The sequence below is a fragment of the Bradyrhizobium sp. LB11.1 genome, from assembly GCF_040549385.1.
Classification (GTDB): domain Bacteria; phylum Pseudomonadota; class Alphaproteobacteria; order Rhizobiales; family Xanthobacteraceae; genus Bradyrhizobium.
In genome coordinates, this window is record NZ_JBEPTH010000007.1 from 217039 (window position 1) to 242897 (window position 25859).

23 protein-coding genes are annotated in these 25859 nt (G+C 63.4%); 9 read left to right on the top strand and 14 right to left on the bottom strand.

Annotation, left to right across the window (positions count from 1 at the left end; translation table 11 throughout):
- Both ABIA96_RS20415 and ABIA96_RS20420 read right to left on the bottom strand, forming a co-directional pair.
- Positions 1-459 (bottom strand): cupin domain-containing protein, encoded by a 459-nt coding sequence (locus tag ABIA96_RS20415; RefSeq protein WP_354138837.1) that lies wholly within the window; start codon positions 457-459, stop codon positions 1-3.
- 32 nt (positions 460-491) lie between these two features.
- On the bottom strand, positions 492-1667 hold the full coding sequence (locus ABIA96_RS20420) for an ABC transporter substrate-binding protein (RefSeq protein WP_354138838.1): 1176 nt from the start codon (positions 1665-1667) through the stop codon (positions 492-494).
- A gap of 254 nt (positions 1668-1921) precedes the next feature.
- Between ABIA96_RS20420 and ABIA96_RS20425 the strand changes: the two genes are divergently transcribed.
- From ABIA96_RS20425 to ABIA96_RS20435, 3 genes are all read left to right on the top strand, one after another.
- Entirely contained in the window at positions 1922-2440 is a 519-nt protein-coding gene (locus ABIA96_RS20425) for a MarR family winged helix-turn-helix transcriptional regulator (RefSeq protein ID WP_354138839.1), read from the top strand.
- A 147-nt stretch (positions 2441-2587) separates the two neighbouring features.
- Positions 2588-4279: a benzoate-CoA ligase family protein gene (locus tag ABIA96_RS20430; protein WP_354138840.1), complete on the top strand. Its 1692-nt coding sequence runs from the start codon at positions 2588-2590 to the stop codon at positions 4277-4279.
- Between the two features lie 21 nt (positions 4280-4300).
- Positions 4301-4759, top strand: a complete 459-nt coding sequence (locus tag ABIA96_RS20435) for a RidA family protein (RefSeq protein WP_354138841.1) — start codon at positions 4301-4303, stop codon at positions 4757-4759.
- Between the two features lie 109 nt (positions 4760-4868).
- On the opposite strand, the gene ABIA96_RS20440 is transcribed toward ABIA96_RS20435, so the two are convergent.
- Positions 4869-5828 (bottom strand): CHAD domain-containing protein, encoded by a 960-nt coding sequence (locus ABIA96_RS20440; protein WP_354138842.1) that lies wholly within the window; start codon positions 5826-5828, stop codon positions 4869-4871.
- A 25-nt stretch (positions 5829-5853) separates the two neighbouring features.
- Positions 5854-7377: a bifunctional aminoglycoside phosphotransferase/ATP-binding protein gene (locus ABIA96_RS20445; RefSeq protein ID WP_354138982.1), complete on the bottom strand. Its 1524-nt coding sequence runs from the start codon at positions 7375-7377 to the stop codon at positions 5854-5856.
- 190 nt (positions 7378-7567) lie between these two features.
- On the opposite strand from ABIA96_RS20445, the gene ABIA96_RS20450 reads away from it, so the two are divergent.
- The 3 genes from ABIA96_RS20450 to ABIA96_RS20460 all read left to right on the top strand — a co-directional run bounded on the left by ABIA96_RS20450 (position 7568) and on the right by ABIA96_RS20460 (position 12328).
- The gene (locus tag ABIA96_RS20450; RefSeq protein ID WP_354138843.1) at positions 7568-8407 is read left to right on the top strand and encodes a universal stress protein; all 840 of its coding nucleotides are present in this window, start codon (positions 7568-7570) and stop codon (positions 8405-8407) included.
- A gap of 71 nt (positions 8408-8478) precedes the next feature.
- Positions 8479-11169 carry a bifunctional acetate--CoA ligase family protein/GNAT family N-acetyltransferase gene (locus ABIA96_RS20455; RefSeq protein WP_354138844.1) on the top strand — a complete coding sequence of 897 codons (2691 nt, stop codon included), beginning with the start codon at positions 8479-8481 and terminating at the stop codon, positions 11167-11169.
- 430 nt (positions 11170-11599) lie between these two features.
- Positions 11600-12328, top strand: a complete 729-nt coding sequence (locus ABIA96_RS20460) for a Crp/Fnr family transcriptional regulator (protein ID WP_354138845.1) — start codon at positions 11600-11602, stop codon at positions 12326-12328.
- Here the strand turns inward: ABIA96_RS20460 and ABIA96_RS20465 are convergent.
- From ABIA96_RS20465 to ABIA96_RS20485, 5 genes are all read right to left on the bottom strand, one after another.
- Positions 12325-13101: a cyclase family protein gene (locus ABIA96_RS20465; RefSeq protein WP_354138846.1), complete on the bottom strand. Its 777-nt coding sequence runs from the start codon at positions 13099-13101 to the stop codon at positions 12325-12327. The two genes, ABIA96_RS20460 and ABIA96_RS20465, sit on opposite strands and share 4 nt — an antisense overlap.
- A 104-nt stretch (positions 13102-13205) precedes the next feature.
- Positions 13206-14495, bottom strand: coding sequence for a TRAP transporter large permease (locus ABIA96_RS20470; protein ID WP_354138847.1), 1290 nt, complete (start codon positions 14493-14495; stop codon positions 13206-13208).
- Between the two features lie 16 nt (positions 14496-14511).
- Positions 14512-15027, bottom strand: a complete 516-nt coding sequence (locus tag ABIA96_RS20475) for a TRAP transporter small permease (protein WP_354138848.1) — start codon at positions 15025-15027, stop codon at positions 14512-14514.
- Between the two features lie 94 nt (positions 15028-15121).
- Entirely contained in the window at positions 15122-16114 is a 993-nt protein-coding gene (locus ABIA96_RS20480) for a TRAP transporter substrate-binding protein (protein WP_354138849.1), read from the bottom strand.
- Between the two features lie 56 nt (positions 16115-16170).
- The gene (locus ABIA96_RS20485) at positions 16171-16866 is read right to left on the bottom strand and encodes a GntR family transcriptional regulator (RefSeq protein ID WP_354138850.1); all 696 of its coding nucleotides are present in this window, start codon (positions 16864-16866) and stop codon (positions 16171-16173) included.
- A gap of 417 nt (positions 16867-17283) precedes the next feature.
- Here ABIA96_RS20485 and ABIA96_RS20490 point away from each other — a divergent pair, with 417 nt between their 5' ends.
- Entirely contained in the window at positions 17284-18090 is an 807-nt protein-coding gene (locus ABIA96_RS20490; protein WP_354138851.1) for an SDR family NAD(P)-dependent oxidoreductase, read from the top strand.
- Between the two features lie 12 nt (positions 18091-18102).
- Here the strand turns inward: ABIA96_RS20490 and ABIA96_RS20495 are convergent, their stop codons facing one another.
- The 5 genes from ABIA96_RS20495 to ABIA96_RS20515 all read right to left on the bottom strand — a co-directional run bounded on the left by ABIA96_RS20495 (position 18103) and on the right by ABIA96_RS20515 (position 22621).
- Positions 18103-18801: a molybdate ABC transporter substrate-binding protein gene (locus tag ABIA96_RS20495; protein WP_354138852.1), complete on the bottom strand. Its 699-nt coding sequence runs from the start codon at positions 18799-18801 to the stop codon at positions 18103-18105.
- Entirely contained in the window at positions 18798-20930 is a 2133-nt protein-coding gene (locus ABIA96_RS20500) for a xanthine dehydrogenase family protein molybdopterin-binding subunit (protein ID WP_354138853.1), read from the bottom strand. Before ABIA96_RS20500 ends, ABIA96_RS20495 begins: the two co-directional genes overlap by 4 nt.
- Positions 20927-21397: a (2Fe-2S)-binding protein gene (locus ABIA96_RS20505; RefSeq protein WP_354138854.1), complete on the bottom strand. Its 471-nt coding sequence runs from the start codon at positions 21395-21397 to the stop codon at positions 20927-20929. Before ABIA96_RS20505 ends, ABIA96_RS20500 begins: the two co-directional genes overlap by 4 nt.
- Before the next feature lie 13 nt (positions 21398-21410).
- A complete protein-coding gene (locus tag ABIA96_RS20510; RefSeq protein ID WP_354138983.1) occupies positions 21411-22367 on the bottom strand; it encodes a tripartite tricarboxylate transporter substrate binding protein in 957 nt (318 codons plus the stop codon).
- A gap of 86 nt (positions 22368-22453) precedes the next feature.
- Positions 22454-22621 (bottom strand): hypothetical protein, encoded by a 168-nt coding sequence (locus tag ABIA96_RS20515; RefSeq protein ID WP_354138855.1) that lies wholly within the window; start codon positions 22619-22621, stop codon positions 22454-22456.
- Here ABIA96_RS20515 and ABIA96_RS20520 point away from each other — a divergent pair.
- A complete protein-coding gene (locus ABIA96_RS20520) occupies positions 22620-24710 on the top strand; it encodes a molybdopterin oxidoreductase family protein (RefSeq protein WP_354138856.1) in 2091 nt (696 codons plus the stop codon). The genes ABIA96_RS20515 and ABIA96_RS20520 overlap by 2 nt on opposite strands.
- Before the next feature lie 132 nt (positions 24711-24842).
- Positions 24843-25625: an enoyl-CoA hydratase/isomerase family protein gene (locus ABIA96_RS20525; protein ID WP_354138857.1), complete on the top strand. Its 783-nt coding sequence runs from the start codon at positions 24843-24845 to the stop codon at positions 25623-25625.
- Positions 25626-25859: the final 234 nt, after the last annotated feature.

Genomic DNA, 25859 nt, shown 5'->3' on the forward strand with positions numbered 1-25859 from the left:
CTAGCCGGCGCCGGGCGGCGGCGGCAGGAAGTGGATGTTGAACTCGGCGGCCATCGCGACGACATCCTCCGGCTTTTGTTCCTTCATGTTGTGAAGGCCCCAGAACAGGTCGAACAGCTTTTTGGTCGGCGAGACCCAGAACAGCACTTTTGCGGTCTGATCCGACTTGTTGAAGATGCCGTGCGGCACGCCCATGCCGAGCCGGATCAGATCGCCCGGGGTTGCCTGCGACTCCGAATTGCCGAGCATGAAGTCGAGCTTGCCCTCCAGCATGTAGAGATATTCGTCCTGGTCGGGATGAATGTGCGGCGGCACGAACGTGCCCGGCGGCAATGTCGCATGCCAGGAGAAGCTGTGTTCGGTGTTGCTCTTCGGCACGTAGGTCTGGCCGAGGATATTCCAGGAAATACCCTGGATGCCCTCATTGGCCCTCGTGATGCCGGTGATTTCGCTCTTCATTTCTGTGTCCTCCCTAAACGCGACGCGCAGCCTTAGTTCGCCGCCTTGCAGTCCTTGGCATAGCGGTCGCCGTAGTTCTCGAAAACCTTTTGAACGATCTCGGTCTGGAATTTTCCGTCCGGACGCTTGGCGACCTTTGTCAGGTAAAAATCCTGGATCGGATAGCCGTTGGTGTTGAACTTGAACGAACCGCGCAGCGACGTGAAGTCCGCCTTCTTCAGGGCAGCCGCGACAGCGTCCTTGTTAGAGAGGTCGCCCTTCACGCCCTTGACCGCGCTGTCGATCAGCATCGCGGCGTCATACGCCTGGAAGGCGTAGGTACCAGGCACGCTGCTATAGGCGGCCTCATAAGCGGCGACGAACTTCTTGTTCTGGGGGTTGTCGAGATTGGGCGCCCAGTTCGCGCCGCCAAACATGCCGACGGCCGCGTCTTGCTGCGCGGGCAGGGTCGATTCATCCACGGTGAATGCCGAAAGTACTGGAATAGTGTCGGTGAGGCCGGCCTGCTTGTACTGCTTGACGAGATTGACGCCGAGGCCCCCGGGCATGAACGTGAACACCGCATCGGGCTTCTGCGACGCGATCTTGGACAGCTCCGGCTGGAAGTCGAGCGTGTTCAACGGCATGTAGGATTCTTCGACGATCTCGCCCTTGTAGTCGAGCTTGAAGCCCGCGACCGAATCCTTGCCGGCCTGATAGTTCGGCACCATCAGGTACATGCGCTTGTAACCGCGATCCTGCGCAACCTTGCCGAGGATTTCGTGGACCTGATCGTTCTGATACGACGTCACATAAAAGAACGGGTTGCAGTCCTTGCCGGCAAAGGTTGACGGACCGGCATTGGGGCTGATCAAGAAGGTCTTCGACTCCGTCACCGGCCGGTGGATCGCCTGGAGGATGTTGGAAAAGATCGGTCCAACCACGAAGTCGACCTTGTCACGCTCCAGCAGGCCCTTGACCTTGGTTACTGCCACATCCGGCTTGAGCTCGTCGTCGACCACGACGACTTCGACATCGCGGCCACCCATCTTGTTGCCGAGATCCTTCATCGCGAGTGCAAAGCCGTCGCGAACCTGCTGGCCAAGCGCGGCGGCGGGCCCCGACAGCGTCACGATCACACCAAGTTTGATCTTTTCCTGGGCGACGGCTGGGCTCATCGCGGTGCCGAGCAGCAAGGCGGTCGCAGCCAAGGTCAGTTGCGTCTTCATGATGTCTCCCCCCGTGACAAGCCGGCTTGCGCCGCAAGCCGCGTACTCTGATCGAAGCTTATGCCGATGATGGCTGTCGCGGCAAGCAAAGCTCAACGCGTCGCCACTCGTGCGGAGCAGCGTGCATGCAAGCGGCGCGCCAATTATTTGAAGCCTAAAGAAATTGACGTGCGGTCGATTGTTGCAGTTCTGGGCTTGCGGCCGGCGTCAATTTACTTGAAGCTCAAAACATTGGGGAATCCGTGCCGGCGGCAATGCCGGCCGTGAGTGACTGCATCGAGATGCTCGATTCCGAGACCAAGGCCGCCGAAACGCCGGAGGACCACGCCGAAGAGCTCCGGCTGTGGTTGCGCCTGCTCACCTGTACGACCCTGATCGAGGGCGAAGTCCGCGGCCGGTTGCGGCAGCGCTTCGACGTCACGCTGCCCCGTTTCGATCTGATGGCGCAGCTCGACAAGGCGCCTGATGGCATGACGCTATCGGATGTCTCCAAGCGCATGATGGTGTCCAACGGCAACGTCACCGGCCTCGTCGAACGCCTGGTGGAATCCGGTCATCTCGATCGCCGCACATCGGAGACGGACCGTCGCGTCCAGGTGATCCGCCTCACAAAACTCGGTCGCGCCGAGTTTCGCAGGATGGCCGCAGAACACGAGACCTGGATCGCCGAGCTCTTCGCCGACCTGACGCCGAAGGATGTTCGCGAGTTAATGCGGCTCCTCGCCAAGACGAAGGCGTCGGCGCAGAAATCGGCCGGGCGACACCGGCCTTAGGTTCGCGCGCAGGCCGGTCGCCTATCCCATTTGCCGCAGGAAAATGCACGGGATGCCCAAAATCCGCTATTGCGTCGAATTGTTTTAAGCCTAAAATGTTTCTCAGTTAGTGCTGCCGGGTGCTTTCCATGCTGAAAGGAGCGTGCGATGGCCAACGCCGCCGAGGTTCAAGTGACGGGCTCGCATGACGGCAACATCGCGACGGCCCATGTCGACACTTTCGCGCGGCAGCATCTGCCGCCGCCCGGAATCTGGCCGGAGTTCATCTTCACGCGGCCAGAGTTGCACTATCCGTCGCGATTGAACTGCGTCAGCTATTTCCTCGACCGCTGGGTTGAACAGGGCCACGGCGACGCGCCTTGCGTCATCAGTCCCGCCGTCAGCTACACCTATCGCGAGTTGCAAGCGCTGGTGAATCGCATCGCCAATGTGCTTGTCGGCAAGCTCGGTCTCGTCACCGGCGGGCGGGTGATGCTGCGCTCCGCCAATAGCCCGATGATGGTTGCGACCTATCTCGCGGTGATCAAGGCCGGCGGCATCTGCGTGGCGACGATGCCATTGCTGCGCGCCAAGGAGCTGTCCTATCCGATCCAGAAGGCGGAGATCACGCTCGCGCTTTGCGACGGAAAACTCTCCGATGAGATGGAGAAGGCGAAGCTAGCCGCGCCCGGTCTCAGGCATGTCGTCTATTGGGGCAACGGCGCTGCCGACTCGCTCGAGGCCCTGATCGTGGATGCGAGCCCTGAGTTTACGGCTGTCGATACCGCCGCTGACGATATCTGCCTGATCGCGTTCACGTCGGGCACGACCGGCGATCCGAAGGGCACCATGCATTTCCACCGGGACATGCTGGCGGTGTGCGACGGCTACGCCCGTAACATTTTGCAGGCCGAGCAGAACGACCGTTTCATCGGCTCGGCGCCGCTCGCCTTCACTTTCGGCTTTGGCGGCGTGCTGTTCCCCATGCACATCGGTGCATCCTTTGTCGTTCTGGAGAAGACGACGCCGGACGACATGCTGTCGGCGATCGAGCAGTACAAGACCACGGTCTGCTTTACTGCGCCCACCGCATATCGCGCCATGATCAGCAAGCTTCTGGACCGTGACATCTCCTCATTGCGAAAGTGCGTTTCCGCGGGCGAGACGCTGCCCAAGCCGACGTTCGATGCCTGGCTCAAGGCCACCGGCATCAAGCTGATGGACGGCATTGGCTCGACCGAGCTGCTGCATATCTTCATCAGCGCGACTGAAGACGAAATCCGCCCCGGTGCGACCGGCAAGCCCGTGCCGGGCTATGAGGCGAAGATCGTCGATGACGACGGCAATGATTTGCCACCGGGCACGATGGGGAAGCTCGCCGTGCGCGGGCCAACCGGTTGCCGCTATCTCGCCGATGAACGGCAACGCAAATACGTCCAGAACGGCTGGAACATCACTGGCGATACTTACCTGATGGATAGCGACGGTTACTTCTGGTATCAGTCGCGCTCCGACGACATGATCGTGTCATCAGGGTACAATATCGCGGGCACGGATGTCGAAGCAGCGCTGCTCACGCATCCGTCGGTTGCCGAGTGTGGCGTCGTCGGTGCGCCTGACGAGGCGCGCGGGATGATTGTGAAGGCCTATGTCATTACCGCGCCGGGTGTGACGCCGGATGCAAAGTTCGCAGCCGAGTTGCAGGAGCATGTCAAACGCGAGATCGCGCCGTATAAATATCCGCGCGCAATCGAGTTTGTGACCCAACTGCCGAAGACCGAGACCGGAAAATTGAAACGCTTTGCCTTGCGGCAACTGGCGCAGGCAGCGGCGACCTCTTCGGGCGTCGCGGCAGAATGAGATGAGGATCGAGAATTGTCCGTGACGACGCCGAAAGGCCCACAGCTCGCGGTGCTGCCAAGTGCAGCCGAGGATGACGCCAGCCCCAGGGCACAGGTGCTGCAGCCCTCGGGCTGGCCGATCCCGAAGGGCTATGCCAACGGCTTGGCCGCCGAAGGGCGCATCGTCGTCACTGGCGGCGTGATCGGCTGGGATGCCGAGGAGCATCTCGCGGACGGCTTTGTCGCGCAGGTGCGCCAGACTCTTGGCAACATCGCCGAGATCCTCGCCGAAGCCGGCGCACGGCCCGAACACCTGGTGCGTCTGACTTGGTACGTCGTCGACATGGAGGAGTACCTGACGAACCTGAAGGAGCTCGGCAAGATCTACCGTACCGTTTTTGGTGCGCATTATCCCGCGATGGCGCTTGTCCAGGTCGTGCGCCTCGTCGAGAAAGCGGCGCGCGTCGAGATCGAGGCCACCGCCGTCATTCCTCGCTGAACTACGATCAGCTCGTCTTGGAGAGATTCTCGTCCTCCGGTGAGTTCAGATAGACGCCGGACATGAGGATGAATCGTAGCCGGCGCCCGCGCTTTGCGTGGCGTTAGAGCTAGTCCTCCGACTCCGAGTCCGGCGTCAGATCGGAGGAGTCGAAGGGCTTGGCCTTGTCCAGCTTGCGATAGGCCGTCGAAGCCGTTCGTAACAGCTTCTTTTCTCGCTTGCGGTCGAGAAAGCGAATGCCGGCCTCGGGAATGGCCTCGTTCAAGGACGCGGCCAGCGTTTGACCGCGCGCATCGTCGTTCAACTGTCCGAGCGACTTTTGCGCCCTGCGCAGCTGCTTGAGGATCGACTTTTGCTTCGTCAGCGACTCGTCGGCGAACAAATCCCGGAGCGACTCGATCGAATAGGTCAGTCGTTTGTTAAGGATCCGCAGCTTGTGCCGTTTCTCGACGTCGAGCTTGCGGAGCTTCTTGGCCTTCCTGAGGAGCGTCTTCTCCCATTCAATCAGTTGCGCCGTCCCGTGGTCGGCGAGCGGGCAGTGGCGCAGCCTGATGGCCTCCTTGCTGCGCCTGGTCGACCAGGGTCCACTCTCAATCCAGCTCGAGGTCTGTTCGACCAGGCGGCGATATCGCGCCGATTGCAGCGCGCGGGCCAGCAGGCGATGGCTTTCGGCCCGCTTCTCGTCCCAGTGCTGGAGCTCGGCAATCACCGCGAGCTCGTCGCCGGCTTCGGCCACGACGCGTTCGATGGCGACGTCGAGGTCCCGCACCATGCCGAGCTGGCTGTTCAGCCATTTCAACTCGGCCCAGACTTTGGAGCGCAGCGCATCGTCGACCATGGGCGAAAAGAAGCGAATCGCGGTCCGCAGATGGGTCAGCGCGATTCGGATCTGATGTAGCGCCTCCGGATCGCCACGACAGGTCCCGTCATGTTGGGTGAGGACGGCGGCGAGGTGACGGCGGGCGATGATCCGAAAGGCCGTATCGCAGGCCATGCCGGGGCTGAGGCGCCCGCTCGCCGTCGGCCTGGCACGGGCGGTCGCCGTCGAACTCGTGGTGGGTCGCGCCATCCTAGCCCGGGCCAATCAGATTGCCTTATTTGCCCCGAGCGATCGCGTCCTGGCAGCTCTGGAGCGTCTGCGCTTGTGTCCCGGATGCATCGATGGTCGTCCAACCGATATGGCCGATATTATAGTGCTCTTGCGACGCGGCAACCTCTTGCGTGGCATCGGATGCGTCCCCTCGGCGACCACCGATTCGGGCCTGCCGGGTCGCCAGGTCCGCGACCAGGAAGAGGCCCGTGAGAGGCACGTTACAATCCCGGGCCAGCGTGGCGAAGGCGTCGCGCTCGAAATCGCGGGCGAACACGCCGTCGACGATGACCGAATGACCCTGGGCCAGCACGCGGCCGGCGCGCTGGGCCAACATCGCGTAAACCCGTTCTGCGAGGTCGGGCGTGTATGCGGATGGCGGCAGCCGGTCGGTGTCGGCGATACCGAACATTTGCTTGCGAATGACGTCGCTGCGTAACACGACGGCGCCTGGCTGCGGCGCGACGATGGGTGCGAGTGTGCGCGCCAAAACCGTCTTGCCAGTGCCCGACAATCCGCCCACCGCGATGAGGCGGGGAGCGGGAGGTCGAATCAACGCCCGGGCAAGGTCAAAATAGCGGCAGGCCTCGCCGAGAATGCCCATATCGTCGGAATGTGGCGGCTTCAGCCGTGCGACCGCTACCTGCGCGCGGATCACTGCGCGAATCGAGGTGAACAGCGGCAGCGCGCTGAGGGCGTCGAAGTTTTCCGGCGGCGTCACGGCAAGATACCGGTTTAGAACGGTGTTGGCCGCCAGCGGCTGATCGTGGCGCAACAGGTCCATCAGTGTGAAGGCGAGATCGTAAAGCACGTCAACAGTCGCCATCTGCGCGTCGAACTCGATGGCGTCGAATAGCACGGGTTGCTGCTCGATCAGCACGATATTCGCGAGGTGCAGGTCGCCATGGCAACGGCGCACGAAGCCTTGGCGGTCGCGCTCTTCGAGCAAGGGGCGGATGCGCAGGAAGGCCGCGTGCGAGGCTTGTGCAAGCTGCTCGATCTCTGCGGCTGGGACATGATTGCCGTTCCGCAGACCATTGCTGTTGCCGTCGATCAGGGCGGGGATGGAGGACATCCAGGCCTTGCCGTCGGCGCGCGTCGCCGCCGCATGCGAAGCCGCGATAGCGTCCGCGATGGCCGACGCCAGGCCCGCATCGAGCCGTCCGGCCTTCGCCAGATGGTCCAGCGTCCGACTTTCGTCGAAGCGTGACATGTCGACGGCATACTCGATCGGCGGGCCGCGGCCGTCGACCTTTACCGATCCGTCCGGCTCTTCCGTGATGGCCACGACGCGATGATAGATCTGTGGCGCATGCGGCCGGTTGATCCGGACTTCTTCCTCGCAGGCTGCCTTGCGCTTCTCGAGTGTCGAATAATCGAGAAAGGGATACTTGACCGCCCGCTTGATTTTCAGCGCACGCGTCCCGTCGAGGAAGACCGAAGCCGCGTGCGTGTCGATCCGCTTCACGCCGACATGCGCGGTCAGTGCGGCAAAGATCCGTTCCTGGGTCGCAGAATTGTCTGTCATTCCTGCCGGCATGTTGCAGATGAGGCGCCAAGCGGTCCGACCACAAGGGTAACCCTTAAGTTGGGACCGCGACCAGTCCTTGACTTCCGTCAAGGCCTGTCGTCGGCTGGCGATGCGGAGTTTTCCCGGCTTGAGGAGGATCAAGCGTCCGAAGCAAAGGCGGCCCATTTTGGCCGGCAAGGAGAGTCCGATGCCCATCAAGGACGTCTTTCTGCCCCTCTTTGGCGAGCCGCGTGCCCCCACGCTGGCCGCGATCGAGAAGTGCGTAGCCGTCGCCGCGAGCCTCGGCGCCAGGGTGACCGGGCTTGCGCTCGAGGATGACGTTTTCGTCCGGCCGAAGGTGGTGTTCCCCGATGACCCGGAGTCGGCCCAACTCAGCGCTGTGCGCGAGGTGGGTGACATGCAGCAGCTCCTGAACGCATTCACCCACGCGGCCTCCCGTATCGGCGTTCGCGCCCAAAGCCGATCAGGCAGGGTGTCGGCGGATCAGATCGCGTCGACCCTGGCCGAGCATGCGCGCTTCAGCGACCTCACCCTGGTCCCGGTGAAGTCGCACGACAGTCGTGCAGAAAACATCGTCGAGACCTTCCTGTTCGAATCCGGACGGCCACTGCTGCTCTGTCCGGAGCAGTATGTGGAGCTGCTACGGCCGGAAATCGAAAACGTCATGATTGCCTGGGCCCCCTCGGCCCGCGCCGCACGTGCGATCGGCGACGCGCTGCCGATCCTTCAGGCTGCCAACGCGGTGCGCGTGGTGACCGCCACGGACGACAAGACCGACGAGGTCATGCAGTCCGGAACGAGCCTCGTCGATCATCTGAGGGAACACGGCGTCTACGCATCCTTCGAGACCGTAAAGGGAAGCGGTAGCTCAATCGGCAAGGTGCTGGGGAGCTGGGCGCAGTCCCACGCCATCGACGCCATCGTGATGGGCGCCTACCACCATTCGCGTCTGAACGAGATCGTTTGGGGCGGCGTGACCAAGACCGTCATCGGCCAGCCACCGTGCTGGGTGATGATGTCGCACTAGGGGCGTATCAGCACGTATCCGGGTTAGTTTCGTAGCTGTCGGACCCGCTGCCCGATCGGACGATTGCAATCATGTCGACCTACCGCCTGAAAAACCTGTTGTCGCCCCGATCGATCGCGCTGGTCGGTGCAAGCTCCCGGCCGGTCTCCGTCGGACGCGCGGTCCTGGAGAACATTCGCAAGGCGGGATTCAAGGGACAGTTCGGTCTGGTCAACCCGCGCCATGCCGAGATTGGCGGCGTGGCGGCGGTGAGCAGTCTGGAGCAGTTGCCATTCGTGCCCGAACTCATCGTCATCACCGCGCCGGCGCGAGAGGTCCCTGAGATCATCGACCGGGCCGGTCGTCGCGGCTCGGCCGGCGCCCTGATCGTCTCTGCGGGACTCGGTTACGGGCCGGGGTCGCTCCAGGAAGCCGCCACCACTGCTGCCCGCAAATACGGCATGCGGCTGATCGGCCCCAACTGCCTCGGCATCATGATGCCCGGGGCAAGCCTCAACGCGAGTTTCGCCGCGCACATGCCAGGCGCCGGAAACCTCGCGCTGATCTCGCAATCGGGCGCGATCGCGGCCGGCATGGTGGATTGGGCCGCGCAGCGCGGCGTCGGCTTCTCCGGCATCGTCTCGATCGGCGATCAGATCGATGTCGACATCGCGGACCTGCTCGACCATTTCGCGATGGACCACAGAACCCGCGCGATCCTGCTCTATATCGAGGCCATCAAGGACGCGCGGAAATTCATGTCGGCGGCGCGTGCGGCAGCGCGTGTGAAACCGGTTGTCGTGGTGAAGTCCGGCCGCATGGCGCAGGGTGCAAAAGCGGCGGCCACGCACACAGGCGCTCTCGCAGGCGCTGACGCGGTCTATGATGCAGCCTTCCGCCGCGCCGGCGTTCTCCGGGTGTCCGATCTTCGTGAGCTGTTCGATTGTGCCGAGACACTCGGCCGGATCGGATCGCCGGCGGGAAAGCGCCTCGCCATCCTCACCAATGGTGGCGGCATCGGTGTCCTGGCGGTCGACCGGCTAGCGGACCTTGGTGGAATTCCCGCACCCATGACATCCGATACGCGCGAGAAGCTCGACGCGGTGCTGCCGCCGACCTGGTCCGGCGCCAATCCCGTCGATATCGTCGGCGACGCTGATTCGTCGCGCTATGCAGCGGCGCTGCAGGTGCTGCTCGACGATCCCGGCAATGACGCTGTCCTCGTGCTCAACGTGCAGACCGCAATCGCATCGGCTGCCGAGATCGCCACGATCGTGACTGAGCTCGTCGTCAAGTATCGCGAGAAGCACCGCAGTTGGGCCAAGCCCGTGCTTGCGGCTTGGGTCGGGGCAGATCAGCCGATCATTGCGACGCTGTCCGCCACTGGCATTCCGAACTATCCGACCGAAGACGACGCGGTGCGTGGCTTCATGCATATGGTCCGGCATCGCGAGGTGGTCGACGAGCTGAGCCAAGTTCCCCCGGCGATGCCCGATACGTTCGTGCCGGATGTCGCGGCTGCGAAGCAGATCGTTACGACGGCCATCGCCGACAGACGTCAATGGCTCGAGCCCGTCGAGATCAAACATCTGCTCGGATGCTATGACATCACAATGGTGCCGACCTATGCGGCCGCAGATGTTGAACAGACGGTCGCCTATGCGGATGAGATATTCGCGCAAGGCGCGACCGTCGTGCTCAAGATCATGTCGCGCGACATCGTGCACAAGTCGGACGTCGGCGGTGTCGTACTCAATTTGACCTCGCCGGTCGCGGTACGCGCGGCTGCTGTCGATATTCTCGCGCGGGCAAGGAAGCTGCGGCCCGAAGCCCGCATTGACGGCGTCATCGTCCAGGCGATGGTCGTGAAGCCGAAGGCGCGCGAGCTGATCCTGGGCATTGCCGACGATCCCACCTTTGGCACCGTTGTCGTGTTCGGGCGCGGCGGAACGGCGGTCGAGATCATCAACGACAAAGCCCTGGCGCTGCCGCCGCTCGATTTGCAGCTCGCGCGCGATCTGATCGAGCGCACCCGTGTGTCGCGCTTGTTGCCCGCGTACCGCGACGTGCCGGCGGTCAAGCAGGACGCCGTTGCGCTGGTGCTGGTCAAGCTGGCGCAGATGGCGACCGATATCCCCGAAATCCGCGAGCTCGATATCAATCCGTTGCTGGCGGACGAAACCGGCGTGACCGCCGTTGATGCCCGCGTCGCGGTGGGGCCGCCGCAGCGGAAATTTGCGGGCTCGGGTCCTGCCAATTTCGCCGTCCGCGCTTATCCGTCGCAATGGGAGCGCCGGCTCGCACTCAAGGACGGCTGGCGCATCTCCGTGCGGCCCCTGCGTCCCGAGGACGAGCCGACCATCCACGAGTTCCTGCGCCACGTTACCCCGCACGATCTCCGCCTGCGCTTCTTCGCACCGATGAAGGAGTTTACCCACGAATTCATCGCGCGCCTGACCCAGCTCGACTACGCGCGCGCCATGGCGTTCATTGCGTTCGACGAGACGCACGAGATGGTCGGCGTGGTACGGCTTCACTCGGACTCGATCTACGAGAGCGGCGAATACGCGATCTTGCTGCGGTCCGATCTCAAGGGCAGGGGCCTCGGCTGGGCCTTGATGCAGCTGATCATCGACTACGCGAAGTCGGAAGGGCTCAAGACTATTTCGGGCGACGTGCTCAAGGAGAACGTCGTAATGCTCGATATGTGCCGGCAGTTCGGCTTCGAGATCAAGCCGGATCCGACCGAGCCTGACATCTGTGACGTCCGGCTGAAGCTCTGAGGTGCGCCGGCTACGAGCGCGCTTCGGACGAGGGTTGGCCCTCAACAGAGGGTATGTCCGCCAAAATTGATCTGGTTCAATCGACTTTGGCGCAGTGCAGTAAGATGCAGCGCGCGCCGTGACGGAATCAGCCTGCGCGATCCTTCGCGGGTCGAGGACCTGGCCGCGGCCTGATCGTGCCCCGCACGCGGCGCCTCCTTGATCGATTCGCGCCCGTTTCGGAGTGCCGCGGGCTCGACCACGACTGGCTGTCTCTGCAACTCTGCATGGTTTGAAGCGCATTGCCGCATCCTTTGGATGCGGCTTCGTGGCGCAAACGTAGCAATTTAACAGATTTTGCTTCAAACTGCGCCCGTGCTTTCCGGTTGAAAAGCCTGCCAACGTTGACTACGCAGGAACTCCAGTGCCTCGCAGTCTTAGGAGTCCCGGCGTGCCTCAGGACAAGACCGGCGACCCCCGACAGTCGTCGGGCAACAAACTCTCAGTCCTGCGCAAGCATCCGATCTTCGCAGATCTGGATCCGGAAGCGCTGGATCAGCTCTGCCGCTACGCCAAGCACACCACGGTCAAGCGTGGTGCGACGATCGCTGCCAAGGGTGACCCCGGCAACAATTTGTTCGCGGTGATCTCCGGAACAGTAAAAATTTCCTCCTCGTCGCCCGACGGCCGGAATGCCATTCTCAATCTGATCGGTCCCGGAGAAATCTTCGGCGAGATCGCCGTACTTGATGGTGCGCCGCGGTCGGCGGATGCGACCGCCAACACTAACTGCGAGCTCTACATCATCGACCGCCGCGACTTCCTGCCGTTTGTGAAGAGTCAGCCGGCGCTGGCGATGAAATTCATCGAACTGCTCTGCGCACGACTGCGCTGGACCAGCCAGCAGGTCGAGCAAGTGATCTTGCAGAACCTGCCGGGCCGGTTGGCGAGCGCGCTGCTCGGCCTCACCGAGGAGCGCAAGTTCGACTCCGGTAGCGGCACACTCGCGATCACCCAGCAGGAGATCAGCGAGATGGTGGGGATGACGCGCGAGAGCATCAACAAACAATTGCGCGCCTGGGCCGGACGGAGCTGGGTGCGCCTCGAGCATGGCGCCATCGTCGTGCTTGATACCGATGCGCTGCGCGAGCTTGCCGAAAGCGGCCTCGATGGCAGCTAGCTGTCGATGATGGCGACCGCGCGGGTCCAGCCCGCCGATGCGCGTTCGATCTTCACCGGGAAGCATGAGATCGTGAACCCGGTCGAAGGCAATTGCTCGAGATTGTGCAACTTCTCGAGATGGCAGTAGCCGATGTGCCGCCCCGCCTTGTGGCCTTCCCAGATCAGGCCGGCATCTTTTGTTTCTGCATATTTCTTCGCGGTGAAGACGAACGGTGCGTCCCAGCTCCAGCCGTCGGTGCCGGTGAGCCGCACGCCGCGCTCAAGCAGATACATGGTGGCATCATAGCCCATGCCGCAGCCGGAGTTGACGTAATCCGCCTGGCCGAATTTTGCACCGGCGCTGGTGTTGACGACGACGATCTCGAGCGGCGAAAGCGTGTGCCCGATGCGTTTGAGCTCCTTCTCGACGTCGTCGGCGGTTGCGACATAGCCATCCGGCAGATGCCGGAAGTCGAGCTTCACACCGGGCTGCAAGCACCACTCCAGCGGGACCTCGTCGATGGTCCATGACCGCTCGCCGCGATTCATGGTCGGATGAAAGTGCCAGGGTGCGTCGAGATGCGTGCCGTTGTGCGTGGACAGCGAGACTTGCTCGACGGCCCAGCCTTGGCCATCCGGCAGGTCCTGGGCCTTGAGGCCGTCGAAGAACTGCAGCATGCGCGGCAGTCCCTGCTGGTGATCGATGTATTGGATCGTCGGGTGATTGCCCGGCGGATCGGCCGGGACGTCGTTCTGCAACGGCACGGAGATATCGATCAGCTTCCGCGGCATGGGCGTTCCCGTGAGATGTTCCGTCGTATTTCGGAGCATCTTGAGGGCGCCGCGCCGGCGACGTCAAGAGACGCGCCGGCGACATCGAGCCGGCGCAGTCTGCTTCACCGCAGGATGTGACGCGGCAGCCAGAGCGAGATTTCCGGCAGGAAGGTGACGAGCATCAGCACGAACAGCATGACGCCGTAGAACGGCCAGATCTTGCGCATGACCTCTTCGAGCGAGACCTTGCCGACGGCGCAGCCGACGAACAAGATCGCGCCGACCGGGGGATGGCACAGGCCGATGCCGAGGTTGAGCAGCATGATCATGCCGAAGTGAACGGGATCGACGCCGAAATTCTGCATGACCGGCAGTAGGATCGGCGTGGCGATCAGGATCGACGGCGCCATGTCCAGGAGCGTGCCTAGCAGCAGCAGCAGGACGTTGAGCAGGAGCAGGATGACGTATTTATTGTCCGAGATCGACAGGAAGAATGCCGTCATCTTCGCCGGCATCTGCGTCAGCGCCATGATGTAGCCGACGGCAGAAGCGCAGGCGATCAGCGTCATGACCATCGCGACGGTGCGCAAGGTCCGGTGCAGCAGCACCGGCAGATCACGCCATTTGTAGTCGCGGTAAATGAACATGGTGACGAAGAACGCCCAAATGCAAGCAACCGCGCCAGCTTCGATCGCAGTGAAGATGCCGCCCAGAATGCCGCCGAGGATGATGACCAGCGTGATCAGGCCCCAGGCCGCGTCGATCGTGATCTTGATGGCATCCTTGGCCGGCACGGTGCGGCCGTGTGGATGGCCTTCTTTATAGGCGATCACCAGGCATAGGATGATCAGCGAGAAACCGATCAGCAGCCCTGGAAAAACGCCTGCCATGAACAGCGCGCTGATCGAGATGGTGCCGCCGGTGGCAAGCGAATAGAGCACGGCGTTGTGGCTCGGTGGCACCAGCAGGGCCTGCACCGAGGAGGAGATGGTGAGGTTGGTGGCGAACACGCGCGGATAGCCGTTCTTCTCCATCTGCGGGATCATCACCGAGCCGATCGCCGAGGTATCGGCCACGGCAGAACCGGAGATGCCGCTGAGGAACGTCGTCGCCAGCACGTTGACGATCGAGAGGCCGCCGCGCAGCCGGGTCAAGCCGACCAGCACATCGGCGAAGGCGACCAGTCGGCGCGCCATTCCGCCTTCGGCCATGATGGCGCCGGCGAGCACGAAGAACGGAATCGTCAGCATCGCAACCTTGCTGACACCGTCCGAGACTTTCAGCATCAAGGCTTCCAGGGGAATCCCGACCGATAGCGCGCCGGCGATCGCCGCCATCGCCAGCGAATAGGCGATCGGCATGCCGATCAGGAAGCAAAAGATCATCGTGCCGAGCAGGATGAAGATGTCCATTGTGATATCTCCAGGCTCACTCGAAGGGGGCGGTTTCGGGATGCTTGCCGAGCGGGTCCGGTGGAATCCCGAGGAATATTCGCTCGATGACAAACAGGAGCAGGCAGACGCCGCCGATGGGAATCGGCAGATAGGTGACGCCGACCGACAGCGAGGGGAAATCCGGGATGGTGTTGTACCAGGTGACCTCGACCAGACGATCGCCCCAGATCACCATGAACAGCGCGATCAGCGCCATCAGGAGCTGGACCAGCATGTCGGTTGCCCGTTGCAGTGGTGGAGGAAGCTTCTTGGCGAAATAGGCGACGCTCATGTGCAGGTTCAGCCGGTAGCCGGCGGCGGCGCCGATGAAGGTCAGCACGATCGTCAGCAGCACCGCCGTCGGCTCCGGCCAGGAAGCCGCACTGTTGAGCACGTAGCGCGTAAACACCGCCCACGGGATTACCGCGGAGATCGCGACCAGCGCGGTGCAGCCGATGATCACGCATAACAGGTAGAGAAAGTCCATCGCTCGGCGAAACAGTGCGGCCATCCTCGTTTCCTGCTCTGTCAGTGGTTCAAGCTGGTGGGCTGAAGCGCAACGAGCCCAAGATGAGCCGTCATCGCGCTTCAGCGCCTTGTCTAAGCTAGAGCGCCTGGATGCGCTTGATCATGGCCTGGTACTTCGGACCATACTTGTCCCACACCGGCTTGACCGCATCCTGGAATGGCTTCTTGTCGGCGATCTCCACAATCTCGCAGCCGGCGGCCTTGGCCTTCTCCATCGCCGTCGTCTCATACTTCTTCCAGAGCTCGCGCTCCTCCAGCTGGGCCTCGCGGGCGAACTTCTTGACCAGCGCCTGATCGCCGGCGGATAGCGCGGTCCAGGACCGCTTCGAGAAGCAGAGGATCTCCGGAATGATCAAGTGCTCGGTCAGCGAGTAGTATTTCGCCGCGGTGTAGTGATTGCTGAAGACGTAGCTCGGCGGATTGTTCTCCGCGCCGTCGATCACGCCGGTCTGGAGCGAGGAAAATACCTGGTCATAGCCCATCGCGATGCCGTTGCCGCCGAGCGCATTGACCATGTCGATGAAGATCGGATTGCCGATCACGCGAAGCTTCAGCCCCTTGACGTCGGCGATCGATTTGATCGGATGTTTGGTGTTGTAGAAACTGCGCGCGCCGGAATCCATCCAGCACAGACCGACCAGATTGGCATTGGGGCTCGCGGTGATCTTGTCGAGCAGCTCCTGGCCGACGTCGCCGTCCATCATCTTCCAGGACTGTGCCACGTTCTTGAACAGGAACGGCATGTTGACGACGTTGATGTCATCGACGATCGGGCCGACCGCGCCGGCGCTGACGCGCAACATCTGGATGGCGCCGATCTGGGTCTGCTCGATCGTCTCCTTCTCGGCGCCGAGTTGCGCCGAGGGATAGGTCTGGATCGAGAGCCGGCCCTGGGTCGCCTCGGCGAGCTTCTTGCCCATGCTCTCGACGGCGGCGACCGTCGGATAGCCGACCGGCTGTACGTCGGCGGCCTTGAACACGGCCTTGGTCTGTGCGTGGCCCGACGAGATCGGGGCAAGCGTGGCAGCTCCTAGTCCGGCGCTCAATTTGATGAAATCACGGCGTCTCATGGTAGTCCTCCCTCATTACTTTCTTAGGTGTGTGTCGTTGTTGACCGGAGATCCGGTCATTCCGTGCTGGCGAAAAACTCCGGATTGGTATGTTGCGTCTCCGAGATGTCGCTGAGCAGCCGGTCGAGATGCCGCTCCATCGCAATCCCTGCACGTTGCGGATCGTGCGCCTCGATCGCCGCGAGGATCGGCTCATGCTCGGCGATCACCTGCGTCATGCGCCCGGTGACCGGCAGCGTCAGTTGGCGATAGCGGTCGACATGCACCTTCACGTGCAGGATCAGTGTCCAGATCCCGGGATGCCTGGCGACATCGGCGACGGTGGCGTGGAAAAGCTCGTCGGCCTGGTGAAACGCGACACGGTCGCCGGCCTCGTCCGCTTCGCGCTGGCGTTCTACGATCGACCGCAATTGCAGAATCTGGCTTGCGGTCGCGCGCTCGGCCGCGAGCCGCGCGGTGGTCTCTTCCAGCGCTTTGCGGATGATGATGGCCTCGGGCAGGGCGGCGAGTGGGATGCGGGATACGAAGATGCCGGACTGCGGGAAAACGTCGAGCAGGCCTTCATCGGAGAGCTTGAGGATCGCCTCGCGCACCGGCGTCCGGCTGACGCCGTAGGTGAGCGCGATCTCGGCCTCTGAGATCACTTCGCCAGGCCGGCGTCGCATCGAGACCAACTCGCCGCGTAGCTCGCCATAGATGCGCGACGAGGCCGTCGCTCGCTGCGGTGGCTTACCGCGGCGAGTGCCGGTCATGGCTGAAGCAGTAGAGGCCTCAGTTTTCTTGGTCGAGCGGGCTGGCATGCTGGCTCTGTAAATTGATATATTAGTATACGAGGGGATCTGCGAGAAGATCAACTAGGAGATTCGGAGGGGGTGGCTCCGTTGCACTGCAGCAGGAATCAGTGTTCGAACCGGAAGCCGGGCGCGAGACCTCTCTTGCGACTATGACGGATATGTCCGCGCTCAAGCGCCCCTCCTTGAATCCATTTCCCCGTTGGCCTTCCTAAGGGCGCGCGGAGCAAGGAGTCCACGTTGAAGCGAGCATCGATCGATGCCGTTTTTGGATCGATGGGTCGGCTGCCGAGAGTGAACGTTGTATTTGAATCTCTCGTGTCCCGGCCGTTTGGCGCGCAACGAGCGACCTGGCTGCAACAAAAAAAGGATGTGACCGTGACTGACTATCGCAAGCTCTTCGATCTCACCGGCAAGACGGCCGTGGTGCTCGGCGCCGCATCGGGCATCGGCAAATCGTCGGCCGAGGCGTTGGCCGGGCTCGGTGCCCGCGTCGTCTGCGCTGATCGCGCGCTTGACGCAGCGGAGGCGACCGCCGCCGGCATTCGTGAGAAGGGCGGCTGGGCCGAAGCGGCCGCGTGCGACGCCGCGAGCGCTGCGGACGTCAATGCGCTGGCTAAAGGCGTGATGCAGAAATTTTCGCGGCTCGACATCGCCGTGACCACGCCGGGACTCAATATCCGCAAGACCATCCTCGACTACACCGAGGAGGATCTCGACCGGGTCCTGAACCTCAACATCAAGGGCACCGTCTGGTTCTTCCAGGCCTTCGGCCGCATCATGGTCGAGCAGAACGGCGGCAGCATCATTGCTTGTTCCTCGGTGCGCGCGGTGACCATCGAGCCAGGCCTCGGCGTCTACGGCTCGACCAAGGCGGCGATCGGCCTTCTGGTGAAGGGTTTTGCGTCCGAGGTCGGCCGTTCGGGCGTTCGTGTCAACGCGATCGCGCCCAGCATCGCCGAGACCGCGCTGACCGGCCCGTTCAAGCAGCGCCCCGACATCTACGATCTCTATGCCGGCCATACGGTGTTCAACCGCTGGAGCAGTGCGGACGAGGTCGCCACCGCGGTGGCCTATCTTGCCTCGGATGCCGCGAGCTTTGTCAGCGGCAGCACGCTGTTCGTCGACGGCGGCTGGACCGCCGTTGATGGCCCGCCGACCGGTCTGACCCAACTGAACAAATAGAGCCATCCGCATCTAGCTCGCGAAGCCCACACGCTGGCGCAGGGCCCTCTGGTCTGCGCCTGTCAGCAGCGCGATCAGCGCCGCCGCTTCTTTCGGATGTGCCGCCTGCGTGGCCATGCCGGCCGTGTACATCGTCACGAGCTCGCATCCCGACGGCAGCGAACCGGACAGCGCGATGCCGTCGGTGGCGATGATCTCGGTCGCCTGGGTGCATCCGATCGGCTGCGTCGCGGAGGACGCTGCAAGCTCGCGCATCGCCGTTGCGCCGTTCGGAAAGATCTTCAGGCGCGAGGTGACCTCGTAAGCGATGCCGAGCAGATCCAGCACCTTCGCGACGTGCTGGCCTGCAGTCGAAGCCTTGGTGTCCGGAACGTAGATGGCGTCCGCGGAGCGCAGGACTTCACGCAGATCGGCTTCGGTCTTCACGGTCACCTTGGGATCGCGGTTGCGGACTGCCAGCGCGGTCTCGACCCGGCCGACATCCGCAATCGAGGAGGCGACGACAAGCTTCTCAGCGGCAAGCTTTGTAAGAAGAGCCTGCGTCAGGATCACGAGATCCGCCGGCGTGCTCGCGCGCAGCTTGTCCGCCATCACACCGACCGCGCCGAATTCGCCGTCGATGCCAAATCCGGTCTGCGCTTTGAAAGCGTCGCCGAGGCCATGCACCAGGCCTTGCGCCGCGCCGCCGCTCAAAATGTTCACTGTCGTCACGATGCAAGCTCCATGGCAGCGATGATTTTGTCACGCGTGATTGGCAGGTCGCGCACGCGCACGCCGAGGCAATCGTGGATCGCATTCGCGATGGCCGCCGTCACCGGGCCGTGTGCGGCCTCGCCGGCACCAACCGGCTCGATCTCCGGCCGCTGGATGATCTCGACATCCACGGCCGGCACCTCGCTAAAGGCGAGGATCGGATAATCCGTCCAGGAGGTCGATGTGATCCGCGCTCGATCGAAACGGACGCGCTCCTTCAGCACCCAGCTCGTCGCCTGGATCGCGCCGCCCTCGATCTGGTTGATGACGCCGTCCGGATTGATGGCCTCGCCAACGTCGACTGCAAGCGTCAACCGCCTCACGCGGATGTCATCGGCGCCTTCGACCTCGGCGATCCCTGCGCAATAGGCGCCCGTGTTCTTATAGCGGGCAAAGCCGATGCCGTAGCCGACGCCGGATCGCCTCTCGGGCTTCCAGCCTGCGCGCCGCGCCGCCGCGCGGATGACATCCTTCGCCCGCTCGTCGCGGAGATGCCGCAAGCGGAACTCGATCGGGTCTTCGCCGCGCAGGACGGCGATTTCGTCGAGCAGGGATTCGATTGCGAACACGTTGCCCTGTGCGCCGAGGGTCCGCAGCGCGGAGGTGCGTACCGGCATCGTCAGCAAACGGTGGCTCGTGATCGTCCAGGCCGGGAAGTCGTAGAGCGGAACAGAGTTGCGATCACCGCCGCCGCCGTTGGCCGCCGGTGGATTCTTCGAGATCATGCGGGGATAGGGATTCGCAATCTCGGTCGCGGCGAGCAACGCCGGCGCCGCCGCGCGCCCGGGCCGCGCGGCGTGGCCGTTGCTCCAGATCGCATGGCGCCAGCCGACGATCTCGTTGTTGGCGTCTAGCTCGGCCTCGATCTCGATCGCCATCGCCGCACCAAATGGCGCATGAGACATCTCGTCGTGACGTGACCACTGCACCCGCACCGGACGGCCGCCGGCGGCCTTGGCGAGCAACACGGCATCGAGCGCGACGTCGTCGGCAGCATTGTGCCCGTAGCAGCCCGCGCCCTCCATGTGCTCGACGACGATGTTCTCGGCCGGCAACTCGAGTACGATGGCAAGATCGGCGCGCAGCAAATAGACGCCCTGGCTGTGTGTCCAGACATGGGCACGGTCGCCGTACCATTGCGCGATCGCGCAGGACGGTGCGATCGAGGCGTGTGCGATATAGGGGCGGGTGTATTGCCGGCGGAGAATGCGCGTAGCCTTCTCTGTCGCCGCCGCTGTCCTGGTGTCGATGACGGTGGTCTCGACCGGCTGGCTTTTCAGAAAGCTCGCCAGATGGTCTTCATCCGGCAGCGGCTCGCCGGCCGACCACGCCGCGCCCTTGCGCAAAGCTATCAGGGCGGCCTCTGCTGCGGCCTCGCTGTCGGCGACGACGCCCGCAAAGCTGCCGTCGCGGACGATCGCAACGAGCCCGGAAACGGCGCGCGCGGCCGCTTCGTCAAGCGCGATCAGCCTGGCGCCGGAGATATCCGGCCGCAGCGCGCGTCCATGCACCAGCCCTGGGAGCGCATGATCATGGATGAAGCGCGGCCGCGCGAACACCTTATCGGGAATGTCGACGCGCTGGATTGAATGTCCGGCCATGTTGCGCGCAGCAGCGGACTTCGCCAGCGTGCCCGCAATGGCGTCGTGGTCGAGCGAAACGTCGCCCGCCAGCTCCCAATAGCTGGTCCTGACATTGCCCGGACCCGAGATCGTGCCGTCATCGATGCCAAGCAGGGCTGCGTCGACGCCGAGACGTTCAGACGCTGCCGCAAGGAAGCGCTGGCGCACCTCAGAGCAGACGTGGCGCAGTGCGCGGCCGGACTGTTGGATCGACAGGCTGCCGGAGGTGACGCCCTCATTCGGGCTCGCAGCCGTCGAGGCGCGGATCATGTCGATGCGGCCGATCTCGACGTCGAGTTCGTCCGCCGCGATCTGCGCCAGCGCCGTAACGATGCCCTGGCCGATCTCGACCTTGCCGGGCGAGATCGCCACGCGGCCTTCGCCGGTGAACCTCACCCAGGACGACAGTCTTGGATTGGCGGCGAGGCTGACCGGCAGTTTCGGGGCAGGGGACGGCGCACTCATGACGTCGCCATCTCCGATGCCGCCCGCAGCACGGCGCGGACCATGCGGTTGTGCGATCCGCAGCGGCACAGATTGCGATCGAGCGCCGCTCTGACCTCAGCTTCCGTCGGCGATGGATTGCGCTTGAGCAGCGCCGCCGCACTGATCAGGATCCCCGAGACGCAATAGCCGCATTGCATCGCCTGTTCGGAGATGAAGGCGCGTTGCAGCGGATGCGGTTCCTCGGCTGTGCCAAGGCCCTCCAGAGTGACGATTTGCTTGTCTGCGACCGACCACATCGGCATGTCGCAGGAGGCCATCGCGCGGTCGTCGACCAGCACGAAACAAGCGCCGCATTCACCGGCCCCGCAGCCGAAATGCGGACTGGTCGTGCCGAGCCGGCCGCGCAGCACATCGAGCAGCGTTTGATCGGGGTCGACATCCACCGCCACCGTCGCGCCGTTGAGCTGGAATCGAATGGTTGGCATGGCGGCCAAGGCCTCAGGATTTGTCGAACTTCTTGACGACATCGGCCCATTTCGCGATGTCGCCGCGCAGGAACTTGTCGAACTCCTCCGGTGTCATCGACATGGGTATCGCACCCTGCTCGGTCCAGAGTTTGACGATGTCCGGCCGCTTCACCATCGCGTTCACGGCTGAGTTGAGCTTGTCGATGACGGGCTTTGGCGTGCCCATTGGGGCCATCAGGCCGAGCCAGATTGTCGCTTCATAGCCCGCAACGCCGGCCTCGCCGGCAGTCGGCACATTGGGCAACACCGCGGAGCGCTGCTGGCCGGTGGTCGCGAGTGCGCGGACCTGGTTCTCTCCGATGTTCGGCGCCATCGCCGGCACCGCGTCGATCATCATCTGTACCTGACCGCCGATCACGCCGCTGCGGGCCTCGCCGCTGTTGCGGTAGGGAACGTGGACGACATCGATGCCGGCCATCGCTTTGAACAGTTCGCCCGCCATGTGGTAGGGCGTGCCCTGGCCGGAGGAGGCGTAGTTCAATTTGCCCGGCTGCGCTTTGGCGAGCGCGATGAACTCCTGCAGCGTCTTCACCGGAACTTGCGGATTTACCACGATGACGAGATCGGAATAGTTCACCGGCGCGATCGGCGCGAGGTCGCGCATCAAATCGTATTTGCGCTGCTCCGGCGTCAACAACGATTCATTCGCGGTCTGGGTGTTGGACATCAACAGCAGCGTGTAGCCGTCGGCCGGCGACTTCGCGGCCTCGACCGTACCGATAACGCCGCCCGCGCCGGTGCGGTTCTCGACCACGAAGGGTTGGCCAAAGCGCTCCTGCAACACCTGGCCGATCAGCCGGGCCGCGACATCGGCCGGCCCGCCGGCGCCGAAAGGCACGACGATGCGGACCGCGTGCGAAGGGTAGCCCTGCGCCAAAGACGGAGTTGCGGAGAATGCGGTGAGCAGGCCGGCGGCCAGCGCCAGCATCAATTGTCGGGCCGTCACACCCACCTCCCTGAACTCGTTTTTGTTGGTCGGCACTGTAGCGGCAGCGGGCGCAGACTGTCGACGCCTCACAAAGTCGATTTCGGCAGGAATATCGGGCCGCTTTCGGTGTGGCCGTGGGGCATTTCGCGGTCGCGGGAGGAACAGGCCACGTGCACGGTTTGAGCATTTTGCATGGGCATTGCCGGATAAATGCCCTCGGCTGCCCGGTGTTTTGGTGTTACGAAATTGGTCATGAACCAGCACGCCAAGATCGAGATCCGCCACTCCACCTGTCCGCACGACTGCCCGTCGGCCTGCGCGCTCGATATCGAAGTGGTCGAGGGTCGCAGCATTGGCCGCGTCCGCGGTTCGAAGAAGCAGACCTATACGGCCGGTGTGGTCTGCGCCAAGGTCGCGCGCTACGCCGAGCGCATCCATCACCCGGAGCGGGTGACGTTTCCGATGCGCCGAACGGGCGCGAAGGGCTCCGGCCAGTTTGCGCGGATCATTTGGGACGAGGCGCTCGACGAGATCGCCGATCGCTTCAACCAGGCTGAGCGCGAGTTCGGCGCGGAATCGATCTGGCCGTACTACTACGCCGGCACGATGGGGCTGGTGATGCGCGACGGCCTCAACCGTCTCACGCATGTGAAGAAATACTCGCGCTTCTATCAGACCATCTGCGCCAATGTCGGACGCATCGGCTTTGCGATCGGCACCGGCAAGATCGCCGGCGTCGATCCGCGCGAGATGGCGCTGTCCGACCTCGTCGTGATCTGGGGCACCAATCCCGTCAACACGCAGGTCAACGTGATGACGCATGCCGCGCGTGCGCGGAAGGAGCGCGGCGCGAAGATCGCAGCCGTCGACATCTACGACAACGAGACCATGAAGCAGGCTGATATCAAGATCCTGCTGCGGCCCGGCACCGACGGCGCGTTTGCCTGTGGCGTGATGCATGTTCTCTTCCGCGACGGCTATGCCGATCGCGCCTACATGGACAAATACACCGATTGCCCGGATGAACTCGAGGCGCATCTGAAGACGCGCACGCCGGAATGGGCTTCTGCGATCTGTGGCGTGCCGGTGGCGGAGATCGAGGCCTTCGCCAAAGCTGTCGGCGAGACCAAACGGACCTTCTTTCGGCTCGGCTACGGCTTCACCCGTTCGCGCAACGGCGCGGCGCAGATGCATGCGGCGAACTGTATTCCCGCAGTGACGGGCGCCTGGCGGTACGAAGGCGGCGGCGCCTTCTTCAACAATTACGCGCTGTGGCACTTCAACGAATCCGTCATCGAAGGTCACGATGCACTCGACAAGTCGATCCGCGCGCTGGACCAATCGCAGATCGGCCGCATCCTTACCGGCGACGCCGAGGCTCTGCTCGGCAAGGGTCCGGTCAAGGCGATGCTGATCCAGAACACCAATCCGATGACGGTGGCACCGGAGCAGGCGCTGGTGCGAGAGGGCTTTGCGCGGGAGGATCTGTTCGTCGCGGTGCATGAGCAATTCATGACCGAAACGGCGCAGATGGCCGATATCGTGCTGCCGGCAACCATGTTCATGGAGCATGACGACCTCTATTACGGCGGTGGTCACCAGCACATCTCGGTCGGTCCGAAGCTGATCGATCCGCCCGGCGAATGCCGCTCGAACCATCAGGTGTTGCAGGGGCTGGCGCCGCGGCTTGGCGCGAAGCATCACGGTTTCGAGATGACGCCGCGCGAATTGATCGACGCGACGCTGAAGCTGAGCGACCACGGCGACATCGCGGGCCTTGAAGCCGATATCTGGCGCGATTTGCAGCCGGACTTCCGCACCTCGCATTATCTCGATGGCTTTGCTCATGCCGACAAGAAATTCCATTTCAAAGCCGACTGGGCCCATCCGCCGTTCGGACAGACCATGGGCGACTTCGACAAGATGCCGTCGCTGCCGGACCATTGGGCCGTGATCGAGCAGACCGATCAGGCCCATCCGTTCCGGCTCGCGACCAGCCCGTCGCGCAGCTTCCTCAACACCACCTTCAACGAGACCCCGTCCTCGCAGACGCGCGAGGGCAAGGCGAGCGTGATGATCCATCCGCTGGATGCCGCCGCGCTCGACATTGCCGACGGCGATGCCGTGACGCTCGGCAATACACGCGGCGAGACCACGCTGATTGCCGTGCTGTTCGACGGCGTGCGGCGCGGCGTACTGATCGCGGAGTCCGTGCATCCGAACAAGAATCATATCGGTGGCCGCGGCATCAACATGCTGACCGGCGCGGACACCATCGCCCCGATCGGCGGCGCTGCGTTCCACGACAACAAGGTCTGGATCAGGAAGGCGGTCGCGGCCTGAGCCGCGCTCGCGCTTCGATCGCGCGCAAATTTGCGTCGAGACGCTAAAGCCGCGTCGCCTGTCAGATTGCCCTTGCACCACGCGCCTGAGCTGCCGCAAATGGCTGCAAAACGGGAGCAAGGGTATAGCGTCATGACCGACAGCACAGGCGTCATCACCGAGAAGCGCGGGCAGGCGTTCTGGATCACGATCAACCGGCCGGAGAAGCGCAATGCGCTGAACGGCGATGTGATCGCGGGCATCACACGCGGCTATCGCGACGCGCATGACGACAAGGACGTCCGCGTCATCGTGCTGACCGGTGCGGGCGACAAGGCGTTTTGCGCCGGCGCAGATTTGCAGAATTCCGGCGCGGCCTTTGCGATGGATCATTCCAAACCAAACGTCGATTATGCCGACCTGTTGCGCCTGTCGCAGAACGCCACCAAGCCGGCGATCGCGCGCGTCGGCGGCGTCTGCATGGCCGGCGGCATGGGGCTGCTTTGCATGACCGACATGGCGGTTGCGGCCGATCACGTCATCTTCGGGCTGCCGGAGGTGAAGGTCGGCGTGTTTCCGATGCAGGTACTGAGCCTGTTGCAGGAGATCGCGCCGCGACGCCTCGTCAACGAATGGGCGCTCACCGGTGAGCCGTTCGACGCGAGCGCTGCGAAGGATGCGGGCCTGCTCAACTACGTCGTACCGATGGTCGAACTCGACGCCAAGGTCGACTGGCTGATCGGTCGCATTGTCGACAAATCCCCGACCGCGGTTCGCCGCGGCAAATACGCCATGCGCGCCATCGCCTCGATGTCCTTCGACGAAAGCATCGCCTACACCGAAAGCCAGATCGCACTGCTCGCGATGACCGAGGACGCCAAGGAGGGCCTGAAAGCGTTCGGCGAGAAGCGGAAGCCCGTCTGGACGGGGCGGTGAGGGAGCGCTGCGGCTCCGCCAGACCCGTCATACTGAGGTGCGAGCGGCGCGATGCGTTTGGCATCGGGCCGGGAGCCTCGAAGGATGAACGGCCGAGATGCAGCCGGGCCGTCGCCCTTCGAGGGCCGCTGAAGAAGCGGCCACCTCCAGCGACAACGGCTTTGCCGTTGCGCGGGGGTGACGGTGATGGTGTGGTGCTCGCAATGACGGAGCAAGGGACGAAGCCGTCGCTTC

Bases quoted from the DNA above. Each gene is read 5' to 3' on its own strand.
- ABIA96_RS20415 (WP_354138837.1), bottom strand. From the start codon at position 459: ATGAAGAGCGAAATCACCGGCATCACGAGGGCCAATGAGGGCATCCAG.
- ABIA96_RS20420 (WP_354138838.1), bottom strand. From the start codon at position 1,667: ATGAAGACGCAACTGACCTTGGCTGCGACCGCCTTGCTGCTCGGCACC.
- ABIA96_RS20425 (WP_354138839.1), top strand. From the start codon at position 1,922: ATGCCGGCCGTGAGTGACTGCATCGAGATGCTCGATTCCGAGACCAAG.
- ABIA96_RS20430 (WP_354138840.1), top strand. From the start codon at position 2,588: ATGGCCAACGCCGCCGAGGTTCAAGTGACGGGCTCGCATGACGGCAAC.
- ABIA96_RS20440 (WP_354138842.1), bottom strand. From the start codon at position 5,828: ATGGCGCGACCCACCACGAGTTCGACGGCGACCGCCCGTGCCAGGCCG.
- ABIA96_RS20445 (WP_354138982.1), bottom strand. From the start codon at position 7,377: ATGACAGACAATTCTGCGACCCAGGAACGGATCTTTGCCGCACTGACC.
- ABIA96_RS20450 (WP_354138843.1), top strand. From the start codon at position 7,568: ATGCCCATCAAGGACGTCTTTCTGCCCCTCTTTGGCGAGCCGCGTGCC.
- ABIA96_RS20455 (WP_354138844.1), top strand. From the start codon at position 8,479: ATGTCGACCTACCGCCTGAAAAACCTGTTGTCGCCCCGATCGATCGCG.
- ABIA96_RS20465 (WP_354138846.1), bottom strand. From the start codon at position 13,101: ATGCCGCGGAAGCTGATCGATATCTCCGTGCCGTTGCAGAACGACGTC.
- ABIA96_RS20470 (WP_354138847.1), bottom strand. From the start codon at position 14,495: ATGGACATCTTCATCCTGCTCGGCACGATGATCTTTTGCTTCCTGATC.
- ABIA96_RS20475 (WP_354138848.1), bottom strand. From the start codon at position 15,027: ATGGCCGCACTGTTTCGCCGAGCGATGGACTTTCTCTACCTGTTATGC.
- ABIA96_RS20480 (WP_354138849.1), bottom strand. From the start codon at position 16,114: ATGAGACGCCGTGATTTCATCAAATTGAGCGCCGGACTAGGAGCTGCC.
- ABIA96_RS20485 (WP_354138850.1), bottom strand. From the start codon at position 16,866: ATGACCGGCACTCGCCGCGGTAAGCCACCGCAGCGAGCGACGGCCTCG.
- ABIA96_RS20500 (WP_354138853.1), bottom strand. From the start codon at position 20,930: ATGAGTGCGCCGTCCCCTGCCCCGAAACTGCCGGTCAGCCTCGCCGCC.
- ABIA96_RS20505 (WP_354138854.1), bottom strand. From the start codon at position 21,397: ATGCCAACCATTCGATTCCAGCTCAACGGCGCGACGGTGGCGGTGGAT.
- ABIA96_RS20510 (WP_354138983.1), bottom strand. From the start codon at position 22,367: ATGCTGGCGCTGGCCGCCGGCCTGCTCACCGCATTCTCCGCAACTCCG.
- ABIA96_RS20520 (WP_354138856.1), top strand. From the start codon at position 22,620: ATGAACCAGCACGCCAAGATCGAGATCCGCCACTCCACCTGTCCGCAC.
- ABIA96_RS20515 (WP_354138855.1), bottom strand. From the start codon at position 22,621: ATGACCAATTTCGTAACACCAAAACACCGGGCAGCCGAGGGCATTTAT.
- ABIA96_RS20525 (WP_354138857.1), top strand. From the start codon at position 24,843: ATGACCGACAGCACAGGCGTCATCACCGAGAAGCGCGGGCAGGCGTTC.